This window comes from Thauera sp. 28, from assembly GCF_000310145.2.
Lineage (GTDB): Bacteria > Pseudomonadota > Gammaproteobacteria > Burkholderiales > Rhodocyclaceae > Thauera > Thauera mechernichensis.
Map to the genome: position 1 here is coordinate 73,908 of NZ_AMXA01000011.1, position 20,860 is coordinate 94,767.

Genomic DNA, 20,860 nt, shown 5'->3' on the forward strand with positions numbered 1-20,860 from the left:
GTCATCAATAACGAGATTGGCCATATTGGCCATCTGCCGACGGAGGCTTGATATGGGGCTGTTCGAGCGTTACCTGACGGTCTGGGTCGGGCTGGGGATTCTCGCTGGCGTGGGGTTGGGGCTGGTCGCACAGGGTGCGTTCCAGCTCATCGCCGGACTGGAGTTCGCGCAGGTGAATATGGTGGTGGCTGTGTTCATCTGGGTGATGATCTACCCGATGATGATCCAGATCGACTGGCACGCCGTGCGCGATGTGGGCAAGAAGCCCCAGGGCCTGATCCTGACCCTGGTGGTGAACTGGCTGATCAAGCCCTTCACGATGGCGGCGCTGGGGGTGCTGTTCTTCCACTACCTGTTTGCACCCTGGGTCGATCCGCAGTCGGCCAGCGAATACATCGCCGGCATGATCCTGCTCGGCGTGGCGCCGTGCACCGCGATGGTCTTCGTATGGAGCCAGCTCGTGAAGGGCGACCCCAACTACACCCTGGTACAGGTGTCGGTGAACGACATCATCATGGTGTTCGCCTTCGCGCCGATCGCCGCCTTCCTGCTCGGCGTCACCAACATCACCGTACCTTGGGAAACACTGGCGCTGTCCACCGTGCTTTACGTCGTGCTGCCGCTGCTTGCCGGTATGGCAACGCGGCATGCGCTGGAGCGGCGTTCGCCGACGGCGGTGGCAGATTTCGTCGCCCGGCTCAAGCCCTGGTCCATTGTCGGCCTGATCGCCACCGTGGTGCTGTTGTTCGGCTTCCAGGCCAACACCATCGTCGACAAGCCGCTGGTCATCGCGATGATCGCGGTGCCGCTGATGGTGCAGACCTACGGCATCTTCCTCATCGCCTACCTTGCCGCCAAGGCGCTCAAGTTGCCGCACAATGTGGCCGGCCCGGCCTGCCTGATCGGTACCTCGAACTTCTTCGAGCTGGCGGTGGCGGTGGCGATCTCGCTGTTCGGGCTCAATTCGGGCGCGGCGCTGGCGACCGTGGTCGGTGTACTGGTCGAGGTGCCGGTGATGCTGTCGCTGGTGGCCATCGTCAATCGCACGCCGCACTGGTTCGCCCCTGCCGCCGTTGCCGCGCGGGCTGTCATGAAAGAGGAAACACGCTGATGAGCGACATCACGATCTACCACAACCCGCGCTGCGGTACTTCGCGCAACACGCTGGCGATGATCCGCAACAGCGGGGTGGAGCCGACCGTCATCGAGTACCTGAAGACCCCGCCCAACCGCGAGCAGCTCGTCGCACTGATCGCGGCCGCCGGCCTCGGGGTGCGCGGCATCATGCGCGCCAAGGAGGCCATGTTCTCCGAACTGGGCCTCGCAGACCCGGCGAAGACCGACGGCGAGCTGATCGAGGCGATGATGACGCACCCCATCCTCATCAATCGGCCGATCGTCGTCACCCCGCTCGGCACGCGGCTGTGCCGGCCGTCCGAGCTTGTGCTCGACATCCTGCCGCAGCCGCAGCGCGGCGCCTTCACCAAGGAGGATGGCGAGAAGGTCGTCGATGCGGAGGGGCGTCGTGTCTGAGCCGCTGCCCGGCCATTCCCTGCCTGACCTGCCGAACGTGGACGCGGCGCTGTTCCGTGAGCCCGATCCCGCGCAGTTGCAGGCTACCCAGCCGTCGACCCATCCGCCGCGCATCGTGCTGCTTTATGGTTCCTTGCGGGCGCGCTCGTTCAGCCGCCTGCTGGCAGAGGAAGCCGCCCGCGTGCTTCGCGCCATGGGCGCCGAGACGCGGGTCTTCAACCCGAGCGGCCTGCCGCTGCCGGACGATGCGCCCGACACCCACCCCAAGGTGGTCGAACTGCGCGAGCTCACCCAGTGGGCCGAGGGCATGGTGTGGTGCTCGCCCGAACGTCATGGCGCGATGACCGGCATCATGAAGACGCAGATCGACTGGATACCGCTGTCGGTCGGCGCGGTGCGCCCGACCCAGGGCAAGACCCTGGCGGTGATGCAGGTGTGCGGCGGCTCGCAGTCGTTCAACGCGGTCAATCAGATGCGCGTGCTCGGGCGCTGGATGCGCATGCTGACGATCCCCAACCAGTCTTCGGTGGCAAAGGCCTTCCTCGAGTTCGACGAGCATGACCGCATGAAGCCTTCGGCCTATTACGACCGCGTGGTGGATGTGATGGAGGAACTGGTGAAGTTCACCCTGCTCACGCGCGACATCGCGCCTTACCTGGTCGATCGCTACAGCGAGCGCAAGGAGAGTGCAGCCGAGCTGTCGGCGCGGGTGAGCCTGCCGGCTATCTGAGTCGGCGCTGCACCCACATCTGCGTTTGCTGCTCGGCAATGAGGGGACGAGCCGCTGCCGATGTAGAATCACGCGATTCCAACCAGACCAGCCCCGGGCCACGCCCCGCAAGACCATGACCAAGCCGACTCCCCTGACTCAACTTCCGCAGTCCGAGCTCTTTCGCAAGGATGACGTGTTCGTGCTCTTCGGCGAGCTCTTCGGGCGCGGATACGCCACCGGCCTCGTCGACCAGGCGCGTGCGGCCGGCATGCAGATCGTCGGCATCACGGTGGGGCGGCGCGACGACAACAACGCCCTGCGTCCGCTCAATGACGAGGAACTGGCAGCGGCCGAGGCCAACCTGGGCGGCAGGATCATCAACGTGCCGCTGATGGCCGGCTTCGATCTCGACGCGCCCGCTGGCGAGCCGACCCCGACCGAACTGCTCAACGCCATGACGCTCAAGACCTGGGAGCAGGACAAGCTCGACTGGGCGCATATCGACAAGTGCCGTGCGATCGGCACCGAGCGCTTCCGCAAGGGGGTGGCCGAGGTCATGGCCGTGCTCGACGGCATGATCGCCGACGGGCGCAATGTCCTCTTCGCGCACACCATGGCGGGCGGCATTCCCAAGGCCAAGGTGTTCATGGTCATCGCCAACCGCATCTACAAGGGCCGCGGCGAGCGCTTCATGTCGTCGCAGACCCTGCTCGACAGTGACCTGGGCAAGCTCATCCTGCAGAACTTCGACGAGGTTTCGGCCAACACCTTCCTGCACTTGATCGAAGGCAGCGCGGCGATCCGCGCCCGCGTCGAGGCCACGGGCGGCCAGGTGCGCTACACCGCGTACGGCTACCACGGCACCGAGATCCTCATCGACGGGCGTTATCAGTGGCAGACCTACACCAACTACACCCAGGGCTACGCCAAGATGCGCCTCGAGCGTATTGCGCGGGCGGCGTGGGAGCAGGGTGTAAAGGCCACGGTCTATAACTGCCCCGAGATCCGCACCAACTCCACCGATGTGTTCGCCGGCGTGGAGCTGCCCCTGATCGCACTGCTCGAGGCGCTCAGGAAGGAAGGCGGCGGCGCCTGGGCCGAGTCGCAGTGGCAGGCATGTCGCGACCTGCTGGTCGACGGCGTCACCCTGGAAGACGTGCTGAAAAAGGTCGCCGATTTCCAGACCAGTGACGTGATGCAGCCCTTCCACGACTTCGACGCCTGGCCGATGCCGAACAACCCGGAGCAGGCCGACCTGCAGATCGGTACCTCGGAGGACATCGTGCAGATGCACAAGGACCGCAAGGCCCTGGTCACCGACCTGCTCAGCACGCTGGTGCTCGAGGCCAGCGGGGCGCTCATCTTCCGTGAGTCCGCGGCGCCCGCCGGCCCGGTGCTGTGGCTCAACCACGACATCGTGGCGCGCCAGCTCAACCAGCTGCACGCCTGATGACACCGGCCCAGCCCAACAACCCACTTCATGGCCTCACCCTTGAGCGCATGCTCACCGAGCTGGTCGCCCGCTACGGCTGGGCGACGCTCGGCAGGCGGGTCAGCATCCGCTGCTTCAATCACGAACCCAGTGTCGCATCGAGCCTGAAGTTCCTCCGCCGAACTCCGTGGGCGCGGGAGCAGGTCGAAGCGCTCTACCTGGAGTCGCTGCGGCGCTAGCAGGGGGCGCCCGCATCGCTTGGTCGTCATCGCGGCTGTCGCCGGATTAGCGCTTTAGCATATACTCGGCCGCGCCAGGGTGCTCGCGGGGCACGGCCACGCACCTGCCTGCCCCTATCCCTGGATTACTTCAAAGACACGGAGTTTCACCACATGAGCCGCCCCACCCGAATCGTCGCCGCGCTGGTCGCGGTCGCGTTGATCTATCCCGCCGCAAGCTGGTATTCCGGCACGCGCATCCAGCAAGTCCTGGACGAGCACTACGCGGACATGAAGTCCCACCCGGCGCTCAAGGTCAGCGAACGCGTCTACGAGCGCGGATTCTTCAGCAGCACGGAAAAGCTGAAGTTCGACATTGCCATGACGGTCACGGCCGAGGATGGCTCACTGCAGTTGGGCGAACCCCTGCGCATGAGCGTGCTCAACCGCATCCAGCACGGCCCCCTGCCTCGACTCGGAACCCTGGCGGCGGCAACGCTCGACAGCGAGCTTGACGTCGAAGGGGAGGCGGGCGCCAAGTTGCGGGAGACGCTTGGTGACAAACCAGCACTGCAGGCGCAGACCGTGGTCCGATTCGACGGCAGCGGCCATTCGCGGATGACGACACCGGCCCTGGAGCTCGAACTCGCGGCGGATACGGAGCGAGCCCTGCGCGTCGCCTTCAGCGCCTTTCAAGCGGACATCGATTTCGGTCCCGGCATGCGCCAGTACACGATGAAGCTCGGTATCGACCGCTTCTCGATGGAGGATCCGAGCCTGCGCATCGTCATGTCGGAGCTCGCGCTCGATGCGGACCAGCGTCGCCTGTTCGACGATGAGGCCTGGCTCTATGTCGGCAAGCAGCGTGCGACGATCGCCTCCCTGCACGCCGAGGGCAAGGATGATGGCGAGATGGCGGGGACCGACCTGCAGCTCGAGCGCCTGAGCTACGAGGTCGATGCCCCGGCCGACGGCGACTACGTGGATGTCATCGCCATGCTGGGAACGGAGGTGCTGCGTGTCGGGGGCAGCGATTACGGCCCCGCGCACTACGACTTCTCGATCAAGCATCTGCATGGGCGGACGCTGATGGAGCTGTATCGCAGCTTGATCGAGCTCAGCAGCGACCCCGCCCAGCTTGCGCTCCAGGCTGAGGATCCGGCGGCAATGTTCGCGCCCCTTGCCGAGCCGGCGCTCACCCTGCTGGCGCACGATCCCGAGTTCAGCATCGACCGCATCAGTTTTACCAGCCCGCATGGGACGGCATCGCTGTCTGCTCACGTCAATCTCAAGGGCATCGAGCCCGACGAGCTCAACAACCCCATGATGCTGCTCGCCAAGATCAACGCCGCCGCGGAAGCCTCTTTGCCGCAGGGCCTCGTCGTCGCCCTCATCGGCGCTCAGGCTCAGTCCCCGCAGGAGGCCGCGGTCGTCGCTGCTCAGTTGCAGCAGCAACTCGACATGCTCGAGGCCCAGGGCTTCATCGTGCGCAAGGGTGGCCAGCTCAGCAGCCGTGCCGCGCTCTCGAAGGGCCAGCTCACCATCAATGGCCAGCCGCTCGATCTGTTCGGGCTGGGCGGGCGCTGAGCGCGGACGCTGTCATCCCCGTGTAACTGCGAGGTCATCTTCCCTGAGTAAGGTGCGCGGTTCGACTTCATGCGAAGTCTCCGTCAACCCACACCCCTCAGGGAACCATGATGAATCGATTGACCGCCGTTTCGGTTGCGCTGCTCTCCGCTTTCGCCTTCAATCCTGCTCATGCGGCACCGACCTGTGCGTCGAGTACCGCCATCGACGGCACCCCTGTGCTGACCTGCGCCGAGCCGGGCTCGGTGCCGGTCAGCGACAGTCGTGACGCGCTGCAGGTGCAGGTCCAGGCCGGCGCGGGGATCACCAGCACCAACCGCAATACTGCCGCGCTCGACCTTCGCGGCGCCGGCCAGCAGGTCTCCAACGCAGGCCGCATCGAGAACACCGACACCCGCAACAACGGCTACGCGATTGCGGTAAACGGTGCCAACGCGAACATCGTCAATAGCGGCGTCATCAGCAGCGGCGACCGCGCCATCGAGGTGCTCGGCGGCACGGGTGGCATGCGGGTCGAGAACACCGGCGAGATCCTGGCGCGCCGTCAGGCCGTGCGCTCGCTGGAGGGCTTCGAGAACGCGGAGGTCATCAATCACGGTCTCATCGAGTCGCGCGACGGACGCGCCCTGCAACTGCGTGGCGATGGCGCCCGTGTGATCAACCACGGCACCCTGATCGGCGGCGAAGAGGTCGTCGAGGCGCGCGGCAACTTCTACATGGAGAACTACGGCACGGTATTGCTGCGCGATGGCATCGATGACGAGGACGGCGTGCAGTTCGCATCTGGCGAGATCCACAACTGGGGGCTGATCCAGGGCAGCGATGACGGCGTGGATATCGACGAAGGCCTGGTGCGCAACTACGCGACGGGGCGCATCATCTCCACCGGCGACACGGGCAGCGGCGTCGACATCGATCCGGAATTCGACAACGGCGTCGATCCGATTCGCCCCAGCGGTCCGCTGACGATCATCAACGAGGGCTACATCGAAGGCCCGCGTGCCATCGGTGCCGACCCCGCCGCGCAGTCGAACGTGGATATCATCAACAGCGGCACACTCGTCGGCCGCAGTGGGGCGGCGATCGAACTCGCGCAGGGCCAGGGCGATAGCACGCTGACCCTCACCGGCGGCAGCGAGATCTTCGGTGACGTCTTCTTCGGCGCCGGCAATGATGGCGTCTTCATCGACAGCCTCGGCGCGGCCGGTGTGCTCAGCTCAGGGGTGATCGACGGCGGCCTGGGCATCAACAGCGTGCGCTTCGTGAGCTATGCCTTGTCTGACCTGCTGTCCTTCGTATACGAAGACGAGCGGGTGGAGCTGTCGTTCATGACTGCCTTCGGCAAGGTCAGCGGCGCCTTCCGCAACTTCAGCCAGTGGGACTTCGGCGTCGATGACGCGCGCTTCGATACGCTCACGCTGGCCAGCCGTTTCGATGGCTCGAACGCGGTCCCGGCGCCGGCCACCCTGCCGCTGCTGCTCGGCGCACTCGGCGGGCTGTGCCTCGTCGGCCGTCGCCGTCGCGGCTGAGCTGGGCGTACAGCTTGTCTTTACACCCGCCGTCCCTCGGGCGGCGGGGGTGCGACTCCTGCAATCAGCCGGCATGGCGGCGCGCGTTGGCTCAGCTCTGCGGCCATGATTCAACCCTGTTCCGTCCGGCTCTCTTGGCACGATATAGCGCTTGGTCAGCGTGCCGAATGACCATCTCTTCGCTGGACTCAGTCCCCACTGAACTTGCCACGCCGATACTTGCGGTGACATGACCCACAGGCGCAATCTCGACCTCATTGAGAATCCGGCGCAGCTTCTCGCCGACCTGCACCGCGCCGCTCAGGTCGGTATCCGGCAGGATGGCGATGAACTCCTCGCCCCCGAAGCGGGCGACGAAATCCGTTTCGCGCATGGAGTGAGCAAGACACGTCGCGACCTGCTGCAGTACTTGGTCACCACCCTCATGACCGTAACGGTCGTTGACCTGCTTGAAGTGGTCGACGTCGATCATCAGTACTGAGAATTGAGAATGACTGCGCCGGCTTCTCAGGTACTCCTCGTGAAGGCGTCCATCGGCTGCTCTCCGATTGCGCAGGCCGGTTAGCGGGTCAGTGTGTGCAAGGCGGTCCAGCCCTTCATTGGCTGTGCGAAGCTGGGCTGTGCGTTCTGCCACGGTTTGCTCAAGGCGGGTGTTGATGTCTTCGACCGTTTGCCTGCGCTCGACCAATGTGCTGGTCATGGCCTGCAGGGAGCTGAACAACTCGTTGAATTCCTTTACCGAGCTTTCACCATGGATATGAGTGCTTTCGTCGCCGGCTGTAATACGCTGCGCCGCCTGGTGCAGTCGTTCAACCGGTGTGCTGAATAGTTTTGCAACACGGTGTCCGACCAGCATGAACAGCGTTGCTGCAAGGATGCTGATCAGCAGCAATGTCCTGTTGAGGTCGTACACGGGTTCGAGCGCTGAGTCCACCGGCTGGCGAACGACGATCCTCCAGCCTAGATCGGTGACCGTGTTGGTGCGAACTTGGCGGGTACTGGTGAGATAGCGTTGGCTTCCACCCCAGTCGACCAAGGCGTGGCCGTCTTGTGGCATTCCGCGCAGCGGGATCTCGAGACCGCCGACTGCTTGATAGGGATAGAGAACCTCGCCAAATGCATTGAGCACAAGGACCTCGATACCTTGGACATCACTGTCGCGGGGAAGCGCGCTGAGAATGGTGTCAGCCACCCACGTCCAGTGAGCGTGGGTAGCCAGTACGCCACGCACTTGGTTGGCCTCGTCGAGAATTGGTGAGGCGAAGTCGACAAAGCGCAAGGGTTCGTTCGGGGCCTGGGGCGGCAGCAACTTGGCAAGCAACACGGCTTCGTGCACGTCGCCAATGAAGGCGCCTTGCAGTCCATTGGCAAACCAGGAGCGTTGCTGGACGTTGGCCCCCTCGAGCAAACCATTTGCGCTGGCTTGGACAATCCCATCGCTACTGACCACGCCAACCCAGGCGTAGTAGGGATGTGTCTGTAGTATGCGATTGAGCGTCTGGCGTACTTCGTGGCGTCCGAGGCTCCCTTCCATCAATAAGGGGGATTCGCTCAGCAGAACCACTTCTCTTTCGCGCTCACGCAGGTCGACTGCCAACGCCCCGGCAATCGCACGCGTTATGCCGTCCAAGATTTCACCGCGCGCCTCGGACAACCTCATGGTGGCCACGTGATTCACGTACGCCGCCAGCCCCAGGCCGAGGAGTAAGGACAGGCCACCAAGCAGTGCCGTTAGCCTGATGCGAAAGGTGCTGAACCAGGAAGTCATAGCCCAATGAAACGGCTCTGCGGAGTATTTACGGAGACCTTAGCACATGTATGGTCTTGCACGTTTCAAGGGTACTTTTGTCTCGGAACCTCGGCTCATGTCGCTGCAGACGAGTCTCCCGCGCCGCGGAGCCATGTCAGCTTCCTGTAGCCCACTTGCGCCAGTATTCAAGCGCGAATGGTTGGAGTGTCATACTGAAGTGCAGGAAGACTGGGCGGACTCAATAGCAAACAGGACTCCCGGAAAAGACAAACCCACCGCGTAGGGTGGGTTTCGTCTATTCCGTGTGACTAGCAGCGATACTTCAATACTTGCTGAGTCCCGGGTTTTGTGGGGCGACATACCGGTTTCGAACCGGTGACCTTTGGAGCCACAATCCAACGCTCTACCAACTGAGCTAATGCCGCCACTACTTGGCCCCGGTAAAACCGAAGCCCAGAAAACTCGTCCTGGCCTGCCCGGCAGGGATCGAACCTGCAACCCCCGGCTTAGAAGGCCGGTGCTCTATCCAATTGAGCTACGGGCAGATCCCGCGGGCATATCGAGGTGTGAGCTGGTCGGGGTGGAGGGATTCGAACCCCCGACATCTTGCTCCCAAAGCAAGCGCGCTACCGGACTGCGCTACACCCCGAGAGCCGCGAACTATACAGAGTCCTTTTTGCCGCGTCAAACCAAATCAGCAGAAAATTTACAGTGTCGATGCGCGATGCCATTCACGTACGACCTGAACCAGGTTAACGAACAGCCACGAGAACTCCGCGACGATGAGTACGCCGGCAAGCGGCGCCAGCGCGGGGATCACCGCGGCAGCGCAAAGGGCGCCGAGGGCGACTGCGTGGAGTTGCAACTGGCGGCGTACCGGTGGGTCGGGCAGCAGCTTCTTGACGTTTGGCGCGCGCACGCCCGACTGGGTCAGGTTGAGCCAGGCGAGGAAGGGGACGATCTTGTAGAGCATGGCGCTGATCGTGCCGACGAAGGTCCCGTGCAGGATCAGCACGCCGGCCAGCACGGGCCACTGCGAGCCGTCATGAAACTGGGCCAGCAGCAGCACGCCAAGGCTCGCCAGGAGGGCGAGCATGGCAAGGCGGAAGGCTCGGAAGGGTGCATCCGGCACACCGCGCCGCGAGCGCATCTGCAACCGCAGCGTCTGCAGGCTGAATGCGGCGGCGGCGATGAGCAGGCCGATTCCGCACAGCAATGCGCCCGTACTCAGTCCGCTGATCATGCAGATCGACCACAGCACCAGTAGCGCCAGCGTGGCCGGGGACCACACGCGGGTGAAATCCGCGGGGTAGGAGGGCGTGATCTGGAACATCGGCACCACGACCCAGCTTGTTGCCGCCAGCAGGATGCCACCCCAGCCCATCCAGGCCCACACCGCATGCATGTCCACAGCGGTAGGGAGGTCGATCGGCAGGGCGAGACCGCGCCCAAGGGCGAACGCCAGCAGCGTGCCCAGCAGGGTGGCCACCGTCAGTCCGGCCAAGGCCAGGCGCAGGTCGCGCGGCGTTCGGCTGGCACCGTGGTTGGGCGCGGCCTTTGCCAAGGCGATGAGGCTCGAGACGAGAAAGGCGATGAGCCCGCCGGCCAACAGCATGGCCCCGGTGACGATCGCGGCCGGGATGCCCGCACCCAGCCCTAGCGAGAGGCTGGCGGCTCCGAGCGCGAGGAGCGCGTGGGTGGTCGCCGCGATGCGGCGCGGCGCTGGGAGCGCGGCGCCCGCTGCCACCGGGAGGATCTGCAGCAGCGCGCCCAGCATGACCTGCAGCATGAAGCCGGCAGCGAACAGGTGGACGACTGCCAGGGCGCCCGGTGTCCACCGTGAACTCAGTAGCTCGGCGTCGAACAGCAGCAGCAGTCCGGCTGCGAGACCGAACAGCGGTGCAGTGAGGAAGAAGCGGAGCGGGGCGGAGAGCGGTGGCGTGTCCTGGTAGGCGAGTCCGGGATTGGCGCTGCTCATGGACGACCGATCAGGATCTCGATCGCGCCGTCGTCACGAAAGTTCGCCTCGTGCCGATAGCCGTCCCGATCGAGCATGCGCAGCAGCGGATGCGGCATGCGATCGATCAGCAGGGTGAAGCTGCTGCCGGGGGCGAGGTCGGCGATGGCCTCCATGGCGCGCTCGAAGGGCTGGGGCGGCTCCAGGCCGCGGGCGTCGACGGTCTTGTTGCTCATGCAGCGTGCTCCCTTGCGAGACGGTGCGACAGGTTGCCCACAACGGCTTCGCTTTGCGCGCCGAGCCGGGTATCGCACATTGGGTAGAGGATGTTCTCTTCTTTCATGTTGTGCTGCTGCATCATGATCAGCAGCGTTTCGGCCTCGCCCGCGAACTCGTCGGCGTCCTGGTTCTCGAGTGCCGAGGCCAGGCGTTCGAGTGTTGCGCGCATCTCGACGTGCTCGCCGCGCATCACCTGGGTCGGCCCCTGAGTCATTCCGGTCGCCGCCTCGAAGCGCGGGAACAGCTCCTGCTCCTCGGCCTGGAAGTGGGTCTCGAGGCTGGAGGTGAAGCGGTTCAGCGCCTTGGTCGCAGCCGGCCAGTCCTTGCGGGCGGCAAGGGTCTCGGCCGCTGCGAACTCATGGTCGCAACTGCGGTGGTCGTGCGTCATCAGTTCGGCGATCGAGGTCATTTTGCGCTCCAACGGTGGATGCGCTCATTCTCCTTACCGCGTGTTCATCAGCATTGATAAGTGTCAATTAGGGCGTGCTGATCGGCCGCGCGCAGGCCCCCGGCGAGGTGGGATGGCCTGCGCGCGGCGCTGCAGGCACAATCCTGCCTCGACCTTCCACGGGATGTTTCAGATGCATGACTCCACGGGGCCGAGCGCCTGGGGCAGGATCTTCCTGCCCTTTGCGCTGGGCTATTTCCTCTCCTACCTGCTGCGCACGGTCAATGCCGTGATTTCGCCGGCGCTCACCGGGGAGCTCGGCCTCTCGGCGGCCAATCTCGGTTTGCTCACGAGCACCTATTTCCTCGCCTTCGGGCTGGCCCAGATCCCGGTCGGCATGGCACTCGATCGTTATGGCCCGCGGCGGGTGGAGGCGATCCTGCTGCTGGTCACCGCGGCGGGCGCGGTGCTGTTCGCACTCGGCGAATCGCTCGCCGTGCTCGGCGCCGGGCGTGCGCTCATCGGGCTGGGGGTTTCGGCCTGCTTGATGGCAGCGCTCAAGGGTTTTGCGCTGTGGTACCCACCCGAGCGCCAGAGCTCGATGACCGGATTCATCATGGCTTCCGGCGCGATGGGCGCGCTGGTGGCGAGCGCACCGCTCGAGGCCGTGCTGCCGATCCTGGGCTGGCGCGGCGCGTTCTGGGTGGTCGCTGCACTTGCAGTGGTGGCCGCACTGACCATCCACCGCTCGCTGCCCGATGCGCGCTCGAGCGGTCCGCGGGGCAGCCTGGGCGACGGCCTGCGCGTGGTCGCGGGGATCTACGTCTCTCCCGCATTCTTGCGCTATGCCGCATCGTCGGCCTTCTTCGTGGGTGGCTTCATGGCGATGCAGAGCCTGTGGGCGGTGCCCTGGCTGATGAACGTCAATGGCTTCGACCTTGCAGGGGCGGCGCGCATGCTGGTCGTGCTCAACCTCGGCAGTCTGGTCGGGCAGTTGTCGATCGGTTTCCTGGGCGTGCGCCTCGCACGCCTCGGTGTCGGGCCCATGGCCTTGCTGCGCTGGGGCTATGCGCTGTTGGTGCTGATCCAGTGCGCGATCCTGTGGTCGGTCGCGCCGCCGGCAGTGCTCTGGTTCGCCTACGGCATGTTCTCCGCGGTGAACTCGCAGACCTATCTTGCGGCGTCGAGGGACTTCCAGCCGGCGCTGTTCGGCCGCGTGAGCACGGCGATCAACCTGATGGCCTTTGCCGGTGCCTTTGCCGTGCAGTGGGGGCTGGGCGGGGCACTCGACCTGTTGCAGGCCAGTGGGCACTCGATCGAGGCGGCGCTGTGGGTCAGCTTTGCAGGGCTGATCGCGCTGCAGGCGGTGGCCTTCCTGCCCCTGCTGCGCAAGGGCGGGCGCCCCGCGGCCTGAGTCGTGCGCGTGGTCTCAGGCGGCTAGCCCGCAGGCCACGCCCGACGACCACGCCCACTGGAAGTTGTAGCCGCCCAGGTGCCCGGTGACGTCGACAACCTCGCCGATGAAGTACAGGCCAGGTACCTCGCGCGCCTCCAGCGTCTTTGACGACAGTGCGCGGGTATCGACCCCGCCCAGCGTGACCTCGGCCTTGGCGTAGCCCTGGGTGCCCGAGGGCGTCAGCTGCCAGCCCGACAAGGCGGCGGCGATCGTGCGCAGCTCGGCGTGGCGGTACTGGTTGAGCGGGCGCTGCCAGTCATGCAGTTCGCACCAGGCGTGGGCGAAACGCCGCGGCAGGCGTTCGGCGAGCAGGTTGGCGAGCAGCGTCTTGTCCTGGGCGTGTGCCAGCAGCCAGTCTTCGGCGTCGATGCCGGGCAGCAGGTCCAGGCTGACCGGGGCCCAGTCACCGGCCTCATAGGCCTGTTGCTGCCAGTAGCTCGACACCTGCAGTATCGACGGGCCGGACAGGCCACGATGGGTGACAAGGGCGGCCTCGCGGAACACCGGGCCGCGGCACTGGGCCTCCACCTCGAGTGAGATCCCCGCAAGCGGTGCGAGCAGTGCGAGCGTTTCCGGCGGCAGGGTCAGCGGCACGAGGGCAGGGCGGGGCGCCACCACCGGCAGGCCGAACTGCTCGGCCACACGGTAGCCGAAGGGGGTAGCGCCGATCTTAGGGATGGCCAGGCCGCCGCTCGCGATGACCAGGCTGTGGGCGGAGAAGCTGCCCTGCGTGGTGGCGACGACAAAGCGCTCCGCTTCGTCGCCGCTGCGTGCGATGCCTTCTACCGTGGCGGGCATGGCCCACTCGACGCCGCCGTCATCGCAGCGCGCGCGCAGCATGTCGATGATGTCCTGTGCGGAGTCGTCGCAGAACAGCTGGCCCCAGTCGCGCTCGTGATAGGCGATGCCATGGTGCTCGACGAGTTCGATGAAGTCGCGCGCACCATAGCGCGACAGTGCCGAGCGCGAGAAATGCGGGTTACGGCTCAGGTAATTGTCGGCACTGACACGGCGGTTGGTGAAGTTGCAGCGCCCACCCCCGGAGATACGGATCTTCTCGGCGAGCCGGGTCGCGTGATCAACCAGCAGCACGCTGCGGCCACGCAGGCCGGCGGTCGCTGCACACATCATGCCTGCAGCACCCGCACCAATGACGATGACGTCGAAACTGCGCCGGCCGGATTGCGGAAATGGCTTGCTGGCGTGCTTCACGGCCTTACCTGTGGCTGCAAAGCGGCGCAGAATACGCCTTGTTCCGCAGTGCGGCAATCAGGAGCGGCCTTGGCCGGTCATCAGCATGACCTGCATGCTTCAAGCTTCTGAAGTCATCCAACAAATTCAGGACCCAGAGGAGTACACACATGCCCGATCCCACGACCGACCCGAATCCGGCCTCTCTCAGCGGTCGCCGGCCTCGTCGGGCGCTGTGGCTCGGCGGCGGCCTGCTCGCACTCGCCGCGCTGCTTTACCTGGTCGTGCCGCCGCTGGCGCGCCAGCAGGCGGAGACGATCCTTAGCGAAAAGCTCGGCCGCGAGGTCCGTGTCGAGCGTGTGCTGATCAATCCCTTCCGCCTCACGGCTGAGGTTGGTGGCTTCAGTGTCAAGGAGGCCGATGGCAGCGCCGATGCGCTGGCGTTCGAGACCCTGCGTGTGAATCTCGAGTTGGAGTCGCTCGTTCGGGGCGGGGTCGTACTGCATGAGCTGGCCCTGATCGGGCCGAGACTGCGCGTGGCGGTCGATGAGCAGGGCGGACACAACTGGGCCGACGTCCTCGAGCGCTTGGCTGCGCTTGGCGGTGAGGACAAGGGCGATGCTGGCCCGACGCTGTTCTCGGTGGGCAACATCCGTATCGCGGGCGGGCTGCTCACGGTGCACGACAAGGCGCGTGGACTCACGCACGAGCTGAGCGAGATCGGGCTGGGTGTGCCATTCCTCTCCAACCTGCCGGTGCGTGTCGATGTGTTCGTACAACCCTCGCTGTCGGCCAAGCTCAACGGTGATCCCCTCCTGCTCAGTGCGCGCACCAAGCCTTTCGCGGATTCGCACGAGACCATTGTGGATGTGGTGCTGCAGCAGTTCGACCTCGCGCCCTGGCTCGCCTACCTGCCGGCGGAAGTGGGGGTGCGCCTGCCGTCTGCACTGCTCACGACCAATGTCGAGATCTCCTTCCGCCAGCCAGCGGGGGCAGCCCCTGAGCTGGCGCTGCGCGGGCCGCTCAAGCTCGAACAGGTCGTGCTGCAGGATCGCGATGGCGCTCCGCTTGCCAAGGTGGCCGAGGCGGAGCTCGAGTTCGCCGATGTGCAGCCGCTGATCGGCCGTTGGCAGTTTACGCGGCTGCGGCTTGCACAGCCCGAGGTGGATGTCATCCGGCGAGCCGATGGTAGCCTCAACCTCGCTGCGTTGATGCCGCCCGCGCACGGGGCGACGACTCGTGGCGCGGCAGCCGTGCCGGCGGAGGGCGGCGGCCAGCCTGCACCCGCTGCCGCATCTCCGGCACCGGCGGTGGATTTCCTGCTTGCGCTGGCGCGCGTCCGCGATGGCGTGATCCGCTTCGAGGACCAAGGCGTGGGTGGCCCGTTCCGCATGCGCATAGAAGCCATCAACCTCGACATGCGTGACCTTGCCAGCAGTGGCGATCTGCCCGCCGAGCTGCGGCTCGACTATCGCACTGACGCGGGTGAGCAGTTCGTGCACGAAGACCGGCTGCGGCTCCAGCCCTTCGAGTTTGCCGGGCAGACTCGATTCGATGCGCTGCAGCTCGCCCGCTATGCACCTTACCTGGCGGCTGCGCTGCCGGGTGGCGAGTTGCGCGCGGGGACGCTGTCGGGGGCGGCGAACTACCGCGTCGTGCTGGGTGAGGATGGGCAGCCGAAGGTGGACCTGAGCCTCGGTACGCTGGCATTGCGCGAATTTGCGTTTGCCCTGAAGGGCGCCAAGGAGCCAGCGGTTCGGGTGCCTGAACTCGATCTGAGCGAAGCGGTGCTCGACCTCGAGGGGCGCAGGCTGCGGCTGGGGGCGCTGGACGTCAAGGGGGCGGCGGTGGCCGCAGTGCGACTGCGCAACGGTGATCTCGATCTGGTGCGGGCGCTGTCGGGCCCGGCTCCCGAGCCCCGCGCCGCTGCAGGCAGACGGAAGCAGCCCCAGCCGCCGCCTCAGCCCGATTGGGTGGTGGAGCTCGACAAGCTCGCGCTCAAGGCAGCGTCGCTGCGCCTGGAGGATCGTAGCGTGGGGCGCCCGGTGCTTACCACGATCGACGACATCGATTTCGAGCTCGAGGGCTTTTCGAGTGCAAAAGGGAACACCAGCCAGTTCAAGCTCGACTCGCGGCTCAACAAGCGTGGCCGGGTGGCGGTCTCGGGGCCGCTCTCACTGACGCCGCTGAAGGCCGAACTCCGCCTCGATCTGCGCAGCGTCGACCTCATGCCCCTGCAGCCCTATGTGCTCGAGCAGACCAAGATCGCGATCTCGCGCGGAAATCTCACCACGCAGGGCCGGCTCAACCTGCAGACCGGGCGGCGGGGACAGTTGCTGGCGAGTTTTCGCGGTGACCTCGGGGTGGCCAACTTTGCCTCGGTCGACCGCCTCAACGCGACCGACTTCGTGCGCTGGCGCACCCTGCGCGTCGGCGGCATCGATGCCCGCCTAGCCCGCATTTCTCACAGATAGGAGGCGCATCGCGGCCGGAAATATGAGAAAGTTGTTTTGCGAGAACGACTTAACCATACTCCGGAGGAATCCGCGATGCCGACACAGTGTACCGGACGAAGCCAAGGTGCGGAGCGTATTGAGGGCCGCCAGGTGGCGGTTGATTTCGACGGAGGGCAGATCAGCTCGGATGCGGGCGCGCTGTTGCTGCGCGAGGTCGATCGCACGTTGCGACTGACCGAGCGGGTGGCGGCCTGCTTCGAGGATGGGCGTGATCCGGAGCTGATCGAACACACCGTGCACACGCTGGTGATGCAACGGATCGTGGGGATCGCGCTCGGCTACGAGGACCTGAACGACCACGACCAGTTGCGCCGTGACCCGGTGCTGGCCACGCTGGCGGGCAAGCTCAGCGCTCGGCGCAAGGGCTGCGAGCCGCTGGCGGGCAAGTCGACCTTGAACCGGCTCGAACATGCCCCCGACACCAAGGACGGTTCGCGCTATCACAAGATCGCTCACGATCCGGCGGCCTTCGAGTCACTGTTTGTCGAGTGCTTCATCGAGGCACATGCGCAGGCGCCTGAAGAGATCATCCTCGATCTGGACGCCACCGACGACCCGCTGCACGGCCAGCAGGAAGGGCGCTTCTTCCATGGCTACTACGGCGGTTACTGCTACTTGCCGCTGTACATCTTCTGCGGCCGACATCTGCTCGCCGCCAAGCTGCGCCGGGCCAACACGGATGCCTCGGCGGGCAGCATCGATGAACTCGAACGCATCATCACCCAGATCCGCCGCCACTGGCCCGAGGTGCGCATCGTGCTGCGCGCCGACTCGGGCTTTGCGCGCGATGCCTTGATGAGCTGGTGCGAAGCAGAGCACATCGACTTCGTGTTCGGGCTGGCCAAAAATGATCGGCTCAAGGCGCAGATCGACACCGAGATGAGCGAGGCGCAGGCCGAATGCACCCAGACCGGCAAGCCCGCGCGGCGGTTTCGCGACTTCACCTACCGCACCCTCGACAGCTGGTCGCGTGTCCGACGGGTCGTCGGCAAGGCCGAACAGTTACCGGGCAAGGCCAATCCGCGCTTCATCGTCACCAGCCTGGACGCCCAGCGCTGGCCGGCACGCGAACTGTATGAGGCGCTGTACTGCGCCCGCGGCGAAATGGAGAACCGGATCAAGGAGTGCCAGCTTCATCTGTTCGCCGATCGCACCTCGACGGCGACGATGCGGGCCAACCAGCTGCGGCTGTGGTTCGCCTCCTTCGCCTACGTCATGCTCGAAGCGCTGCGCCGCATCGGGCTGGCTGGCACCGAACTGGCCGACGCCACCTGCGAGAGCCTGCGCCTGAAACTGCTCAAGATCGGCGCACGGGTCAAGATCAGCGTGCGCCGCATCCACATCAGCATGGCCAGCAGTCATCCATTCCAGACCGCATGGCGCCTGGCCCAGGCCAGACTCGCCCCCGGCTGATCCGCCACGCTACCGTGGCCCTGCTGATCCGATCGCGCTCCCGTTCGCGCGAGGCGGTCTCATGCCCGAACAGCGCCGCTTGCCCCCTCAACGCACCTGACCGCTCGCAGAACCTCACCCGCCTGCCCTCGATTGGCCGCTCGCGGGCCTGAACCCTCGCGGTCACGGCGACGCGTGAAGCAAAAAGCCGCACCACCGGGGGCCGAACCGTGAGGGTGTGAGAAATGCGGGCTAGAGCCTTTCTCACTGGCCATCCGGCGCGTGGCGATCGACGACTTCCATACCCGGCTCATCCTCGACGAGGAGGGGCGCCTGAACCTGCGCGAGATCGGTGGCGGCGGATCGCAAACGGCAGCCACGCAGTCGGCGCCACCGACCTCCAGCGCTGGGGGGGGCTCAGCTGCCGCGTCGTCAGTGCCAGGCCCGGATGCGGTAGCGGCAGACGGGCCGCCTCCGCCGCCCGTGCGTATCGACCGCATCGAGATCAAGCGTGGCAATGTCGCGTTCAGCGACCGCTTCATACGGCCGAACTACGACGCCAACCTGACCGGCCTTGCCGGCGAGATCGTCGGCCTGTCGACCTCGTCGGACACCATTGCCCGGGTCGAACTGAGCGGAGAGGTGGACAAGACCGCGCCGCTGTCCATCAGCGGCGAGCTCAACCCGTTCCGCCAGGACGCCCATCTCGACATCGTCGCCAAGGTCAAGGACTTCGAGCTCACCGGCCTGTCCAGCTACTCGGGCAAGTATGTCGGCTACGGTATCGCACGTGGCAAGCTGTCCGCCGAGCTCAACTACAAGATCGAGGACCGCAGGCTCACCGCCACCAACCAGATCTTTCTCGACCAGCTCACCTTCGGCGACAAGGTCGACAGCCCGGACGCGGTCAACCTGCCGGTCCAGCTCGCCGTGTCGCTGCTCAAGAACAGCCGTGGCGAGATCGATCTGCACCTGCCGGTGAGCGGCACCCTGGATGATCCCGAGTTCAGCGTGTTCGGCCTGGTCGTGAAGATGTTCTTCAACCTGATCGGCAAGGCCATCACCTCGCCCTTCACCCTGCTCGGCGCGGCGTTCGGCGGTGGCGAGGCGTTGTCGCATCTCGAGCTCGCGCCCGGTAGCGGTCGACTGGATGAGGCCCAGCAGGACAAGCTCGCCAAGCTGGCGCAGGCCTTGGCCGAACGTCCTGCGCTGCGGCTCGACGTGATTGGCCGTGCCGACCCCGCCTCCGACCTCGACGGCCTGCGCCAGGCCGGGTTGGACAATGCGCTGCGGGCGCAGAAGCTCAAAGCGCTGATCGCACGTGGCGAGGAGGCGCCGTCTCTCGACGACATCGAGGTTGGCGCAGACGAGTATCCGGCCTTGCTCGAGAAAGCCTACAAGGCGGCCGACATCAAGAAGCCGCGCAACCTCGTCGGCCTGGTGAAGGATCTCCCCGCCGCCGACATGGAGGCGCTGCTGCGCGCCAGCGTGAGCGCGTCGGAGGCGGAGTTGCGCGCACTTGCCCAACGGCGCGCACAGGCTGTACGCGAGTGGATGATTGCGCAGGGGGGCATCCCGGGCGAGCGCATCTTCGTGCTCGAGCCCAAGGTCGAGCCCGTGGCCGAGGGCGGCCAGGTGCAGTTCTCGCTGCGCTGAACGGGCTGCAGTGGTGGCGCTCAGCGCAGCTTCACGACGGGCTCGCCGAGGTTGAGGTTGCCGACGCCGTCCTTGCCCTGAATGAGCATCTTGCCGACCGGATGTTCCGCCTTGCACGGCGACAGGCGGCGTCCGTCCATCTCGAAGCGCGCCAGCTCGACACCGTCGAGCGGCGGGGAATAGGTGGCGGTGAGTTCGCCGTGGTAGTTGTACTCGAAGTCGCCGGTGAAGCGCGCCTCGATCCGGGCCTGGCTCCCCCGCACCGTGCATTCGGCGCGGTAGTAGCGGTAGTGCGCGTCCTTCGACCACGATTCGCCGCTGCAGGCCGGCTCTTCGTGCCCCGGGCGGCGCAGGATCGGCGCGGGCGTCGAGCCCAGGCAGACATGGAAGCTGGCGACCCCGGCCGCCTCCGTGGCCGGCGCCGTGTTGATCAGCCACAAGCCCGGCAGGCGTGCAGGGGCGTCGATCGGGGTTGCCGCGAGGGCTGCGGTGCTGGACAGGGTGGCAATCAGGAGCAGGACTGGGCGCATGGCCGGTCTCCGGGGGGACGGGTTGATGGGGTCGAAACCTAGCGGCGACAGCTTATCAGGCGTGTTCCGGCAGGCGATTTGAGCCAGCGCAAGAAGTGCGCGCCCGTGCAACGAGGGACAGGGACTGGCGTATTCGGAGGCCTTGCCCCACCCCCTACAGCATCCCCATTTCCAGGCGTGCCGCCTCGCTCATCATCTCCCGGCTCCAGGGCGGATCCCACACCAGGCTCACGGTCGCCTCCGCAACGCCGGGGATGGTCAGCAGCTTGTCGCGCGCTTCGTCCGCGATCAGCGTGCCCATGCCGCAGCCCGGCGCGGTGAGGGTCATGTTGACGGCAAGGCGGAAGCGCCCATCTGCCAGCGCTTCGGCCGTGCATGCGTAGACCAGGCCGAGATTGACGATGTCGATCGGTATCTCGGGGTCGTAGCAGGTGCCGAGCTGTTCCCACGCCGCGCGTTCGATGCCTGCAGCGTCGAGTGCGCCGTCGGCAGCGGGCGGGGGTGGCGGGGGCAACTGTGGTTCGAGGCCGAGCGCGTCGGCGTTGCGCTCATCGATACGGTAGAGGTTGCCCCCGCTCATGACCGTGATCGAGCCGCCCAGGCGCTGGGTGACCAGCGCGTAGCTGCCTTCCTCCAGCGTCTGGGGCTGGCCCCAGGGCACGCTCACCGCTGCGCAGTCGCGCTGCAGGATGCGGGTGTCGGTTTCGCCGTAGCGTTCGCCCATGATCTGCTCC

The 20,860-nt window shown here is 65.9% G+C and carries 18 protein-coding genes and 3 tRNA genes; 11 read left to right on the forward strand and 10 right to left on the reverse strand.

Features of this window, described 5'->3' with window-relative positions; translation table 11 throughout:
- The first annotated feature begins 52 nt into the window (after positions 1-52).
- The 7 genes from arsB to C662_RS10060 all read left to right on the forward strand — a co-directional run bounded on the left by arsB (position 53) and on the right by C662_RS10060 (position 7,011).
- On the forward strand, positions 53-1,111 hold the full coding sequence (gene arsB, locus C662_RS10030) for an ACR3 family arsenite efflux transporter (RefSeq protein ID WP_002928262.1): 1,059 nt from the start codon (positions 53-55) through the stop codon (positions 1,109-1,111).
- Positions 1,111-1,533 carry an arsenate reductase (glutaredoxin) gene (arsC, locus tag C662_RS10035; RefSeq protein ID WP_002928263.1) on the forward strand — a complete coding sequence of 141 codons (423 nt, stop codon included), beginning with the start codon at positions 1,111-1,113 and terminating at the stop codon, positions 1,531-1,533. Before arsB ends, arsC begins: the two co-directional genes overlap by 1 nt.
- A complete protein-coding gene (gene arsH, locus C662_RS10040) occupies positions 1,511-2,263 on the forward strand; it encodes an arsenical resistance protein ArsH (RefSeq protein ID WP_002928264.1) in 753 nt (250 codons plus the stop codon). The genes arsC and arsH overlap by 23 nt, the downstream gene beginning before the upstream one ends.
- A 115-nt stretch (positions 2,264-2,378) precedes the next feature.
- Positions 2,379-3,695, forward strand: a complete 1,317-nt coding sequence (locus tag C662_RS10045; protein ID WP_002928265.1) for an enoyl ACP reductase FabMG family protein — start codon at positions 2,379-2,381, stop codon at positions 3,693-3,695.
- Positions 3,695-3,916 (forward strand): VF530 family DNA-binding protein, encoded by a 222-nt coding sequence (locus tag C662_RS10050; RefSeq protein WP_002928273.1) that lies wholly within the window; start codon positions 3,695-3,697, stop codon positions 3,914-3,916. Before C662_RS10045 ends, C662_RS10050 begins: the two co-directional genes overlap by 1 nt.
- A gap of 153 nt (positions 3,917-4,069) precedes the next feature.
- Positions 4,070-5,482: a YdgA family protein gene (locus C662_RS10055; protein WP_002928274.1), complete on the forward strand. Its 1,413-nt coding sequence runs from the start codon at positions 4,070-4,072 to the stop codon at positions 5,480-5,482.
- 107 nt (positions 5,483-5,589) lie between these two features.
- On the forward strand, positions 5,590-7,011 hold the full coding sequence (locus C662_RS10060; RefSeq protein ID WP_232433253.1) for a hypothetical protein: 1,422 nt from the start codon (positions 5,590-5,592) through the stop codon (positions 7,009-7,011).
- Positions 7,012-7,102: 91 nt separating this feature from the next.
- Here the strand turns inward: C662_RS10060 and C662_RS10065 are convergent, their stop codons facing one another.
- The 7 genes from C662_RS10065 to C662_RS10095 all read right to left on the reverse strand — a co-directional run bounded on the left by C662_RS10065 (position 7,103) and on the right by C662_RS10095 (position 11,406).
- Positions 7,103-8,779, reverse strand: coding sequence for a sensor domain-containing diguanylate cyclase (locus tag C662_RS10065; RefSeq protein ID WP_002928276.1), 1,677 nt, complete (start codon positions 8,777-8,779; stop codon positions 7,103-7,105).
- 331 nt (positions 8,780-9,110) lie between these two features.
- A tRNA-His gene (locus tag C662_RS10070) sits at positions 9,111-9,186 on the reverse strand.
- Positions 9,187-9,229: 43 nt separating this feature from the next.
- Positions 9,230-9,306: transfer RNA gene (locus C662_RS10075), tRNA-Arg, on the reverse strand.
- A gap of 27 nt (positions 9,307-9,333) precedes the next feature.
- Positions 9,334-9,410 (reverse strand) — tRNA-Pro (locus C662_RS10080).
- A 57-nt stretch (positions 9,411-9,467) separates the two neighbouring features.
- Positions 9,468-10,739 carry a hypothetical protein gene (locus tag C662_RS10085; protein ID WP_002928278.1) on the reverse strand — a complete coding sequence of 424 codons (1,272 nt, stop codon included), beginning with the start codon at positions 10,737-10,739 and terminating at the stop codon, positions 9,468-9,470.
- Positions 10,736-10,954 (reverse strand): DUF2249 domain-containing protein, encoded by a 219-nt coding sequence (locus C662_RS10090; RefSeq protein WP_002928280.1) that lies wholly within the window; start codon positions 10,952-10,954, stop codon positions 10,736-10,738. The genes C662_RS10085 and C662_RS10090 overlap by 4 nt, the downstream gene beginning before the upstream one ends.
- Positions 10,951-11,406: a hemerythrin domain-containing protein gene (locus C662_RS10095; protein ID WP_002928281.1), complete on the reverse strand. Its 456-nt coding sequence runs from the start codon at positions 11,404-11,406 to the stop codon at positions 10,951-10,953. Before C662_RS10095 ends, C662_RS10090 begins: the two co-directional genes overlap by 4 nt.
- A 172-nt stretch (positions 11,407-11,578) precedes the next feature.
- Between C662_RS10095 and C662_RS10100 the strand changes: the two genes are divergently transcribed.
- A complete protein-coding gene (locus C662_RS10100; RefSeq protein ID WP_232433254.1) occupies positions 11,579-12,799 on the forward strand; it encodes an MFS transporter in 1,221 nt (406 codons plus the stop codon).
- 15 nt (positions 12,800-12,814) lie between these two features.
- On the opposite strand, the gene C662_RS10105 is transcribed toward C662_RS10100, so the two are convergent.
- On the reverse strand, positions 12,815-14,053 hold the full coding sequence (locus C662_RS10105; protein ID WP_002928284.1) for an NAD(P)/FAD-dependent oxidoreductase: 1,239 nt from the start codon (positions 14,051-14,053) through the stop codon (positions 12,815-12,817).
- Positions 14,054-14,202: 149 nt separating this feature from the next.
- Here C662_RS10105 and C662_RS10110 point away from each other — a divergent pair, with 149 nt between their 5' ends.
- The 3 genes from C662_RS10110 (at position 14,203) to C662_RS10120 (ending at position 19,596) form a co-directional block, all read left to right on the forward strand.
- The gene (locus tag C662_RS10110) at positions 14,203-16,506 is read left to right on the forward strand and encodes a DUF748 domain-containing protein (RefSeq protein WP_002928288.1); all 2,304 of its coding nucleotides are present in this window, start codon (positions 14,203-14,205) and stop codon (positions 16,504-16,506) included.
- A gap of 75 nt (positions 16,507-16,581) precedes the next feature.
- Positions 16,582-17,961 carry an IS1380 family transposase gene (locus C662_RS10115; protein ID WP_002924814.1) on the forward strand — a complete coding sequence of 460 codons (1,380 nt, stop codon included), beginning with the start codon at positions 16,582-16,584 and terminating at the stop codon, positions 17,959-17,961.
- A gap of 261 nt (positions 17,962-18,222) precedes the next feature.
- The gene (locus C662_RS10120; RefSeq protein ID WP_002928292.1) at positions 18,223-19,596 is read left to right on the forward strand and encodes a DUF748 domain-containing protein; all 1,374 of its coding nucleotides are present in this window, start codon (positions 18,223-18,225) and stop codon (positions 19,594-19,596) included.
- 20 nt (positions 19,597-19,616) lie between these two features.
- On the opposite strand, the gene C662_RS10125 is transcribed toward C662_RS10120, so the two are convergent.
- Both C662_RS10125 and sufT read right to left on the reverse strand, forming a co-directional pair.
- The gene (locus tag C662_RS10125) at positions 19,617-20,126 is read right to left on the reverse strand and encodes a DUF3617 domain-containing protein (protein ID WP_002928295.1); all 510 of its coding nucleotides are present in this window, start codon (positions 20,124-20,126) and stop codon (positions 19,617-19,619) included.
- A gap of 154 nt (positions 20,127-20,280) precedes the next feature.
- Positions 20,281-20,850 (reverse strand): putative Fe-S cluster assembly protein SufT, encoded by a 570-nt coding sequence (gene sufT / locus C662_RS10130; protein ID WP_002928297.1) that lies wholly within the window; start codon positions 20,848-20,850, stop codon positions 20,281-20,283.
- Positions 20,851-20,860: the final 10 nt, after the last annotated feature.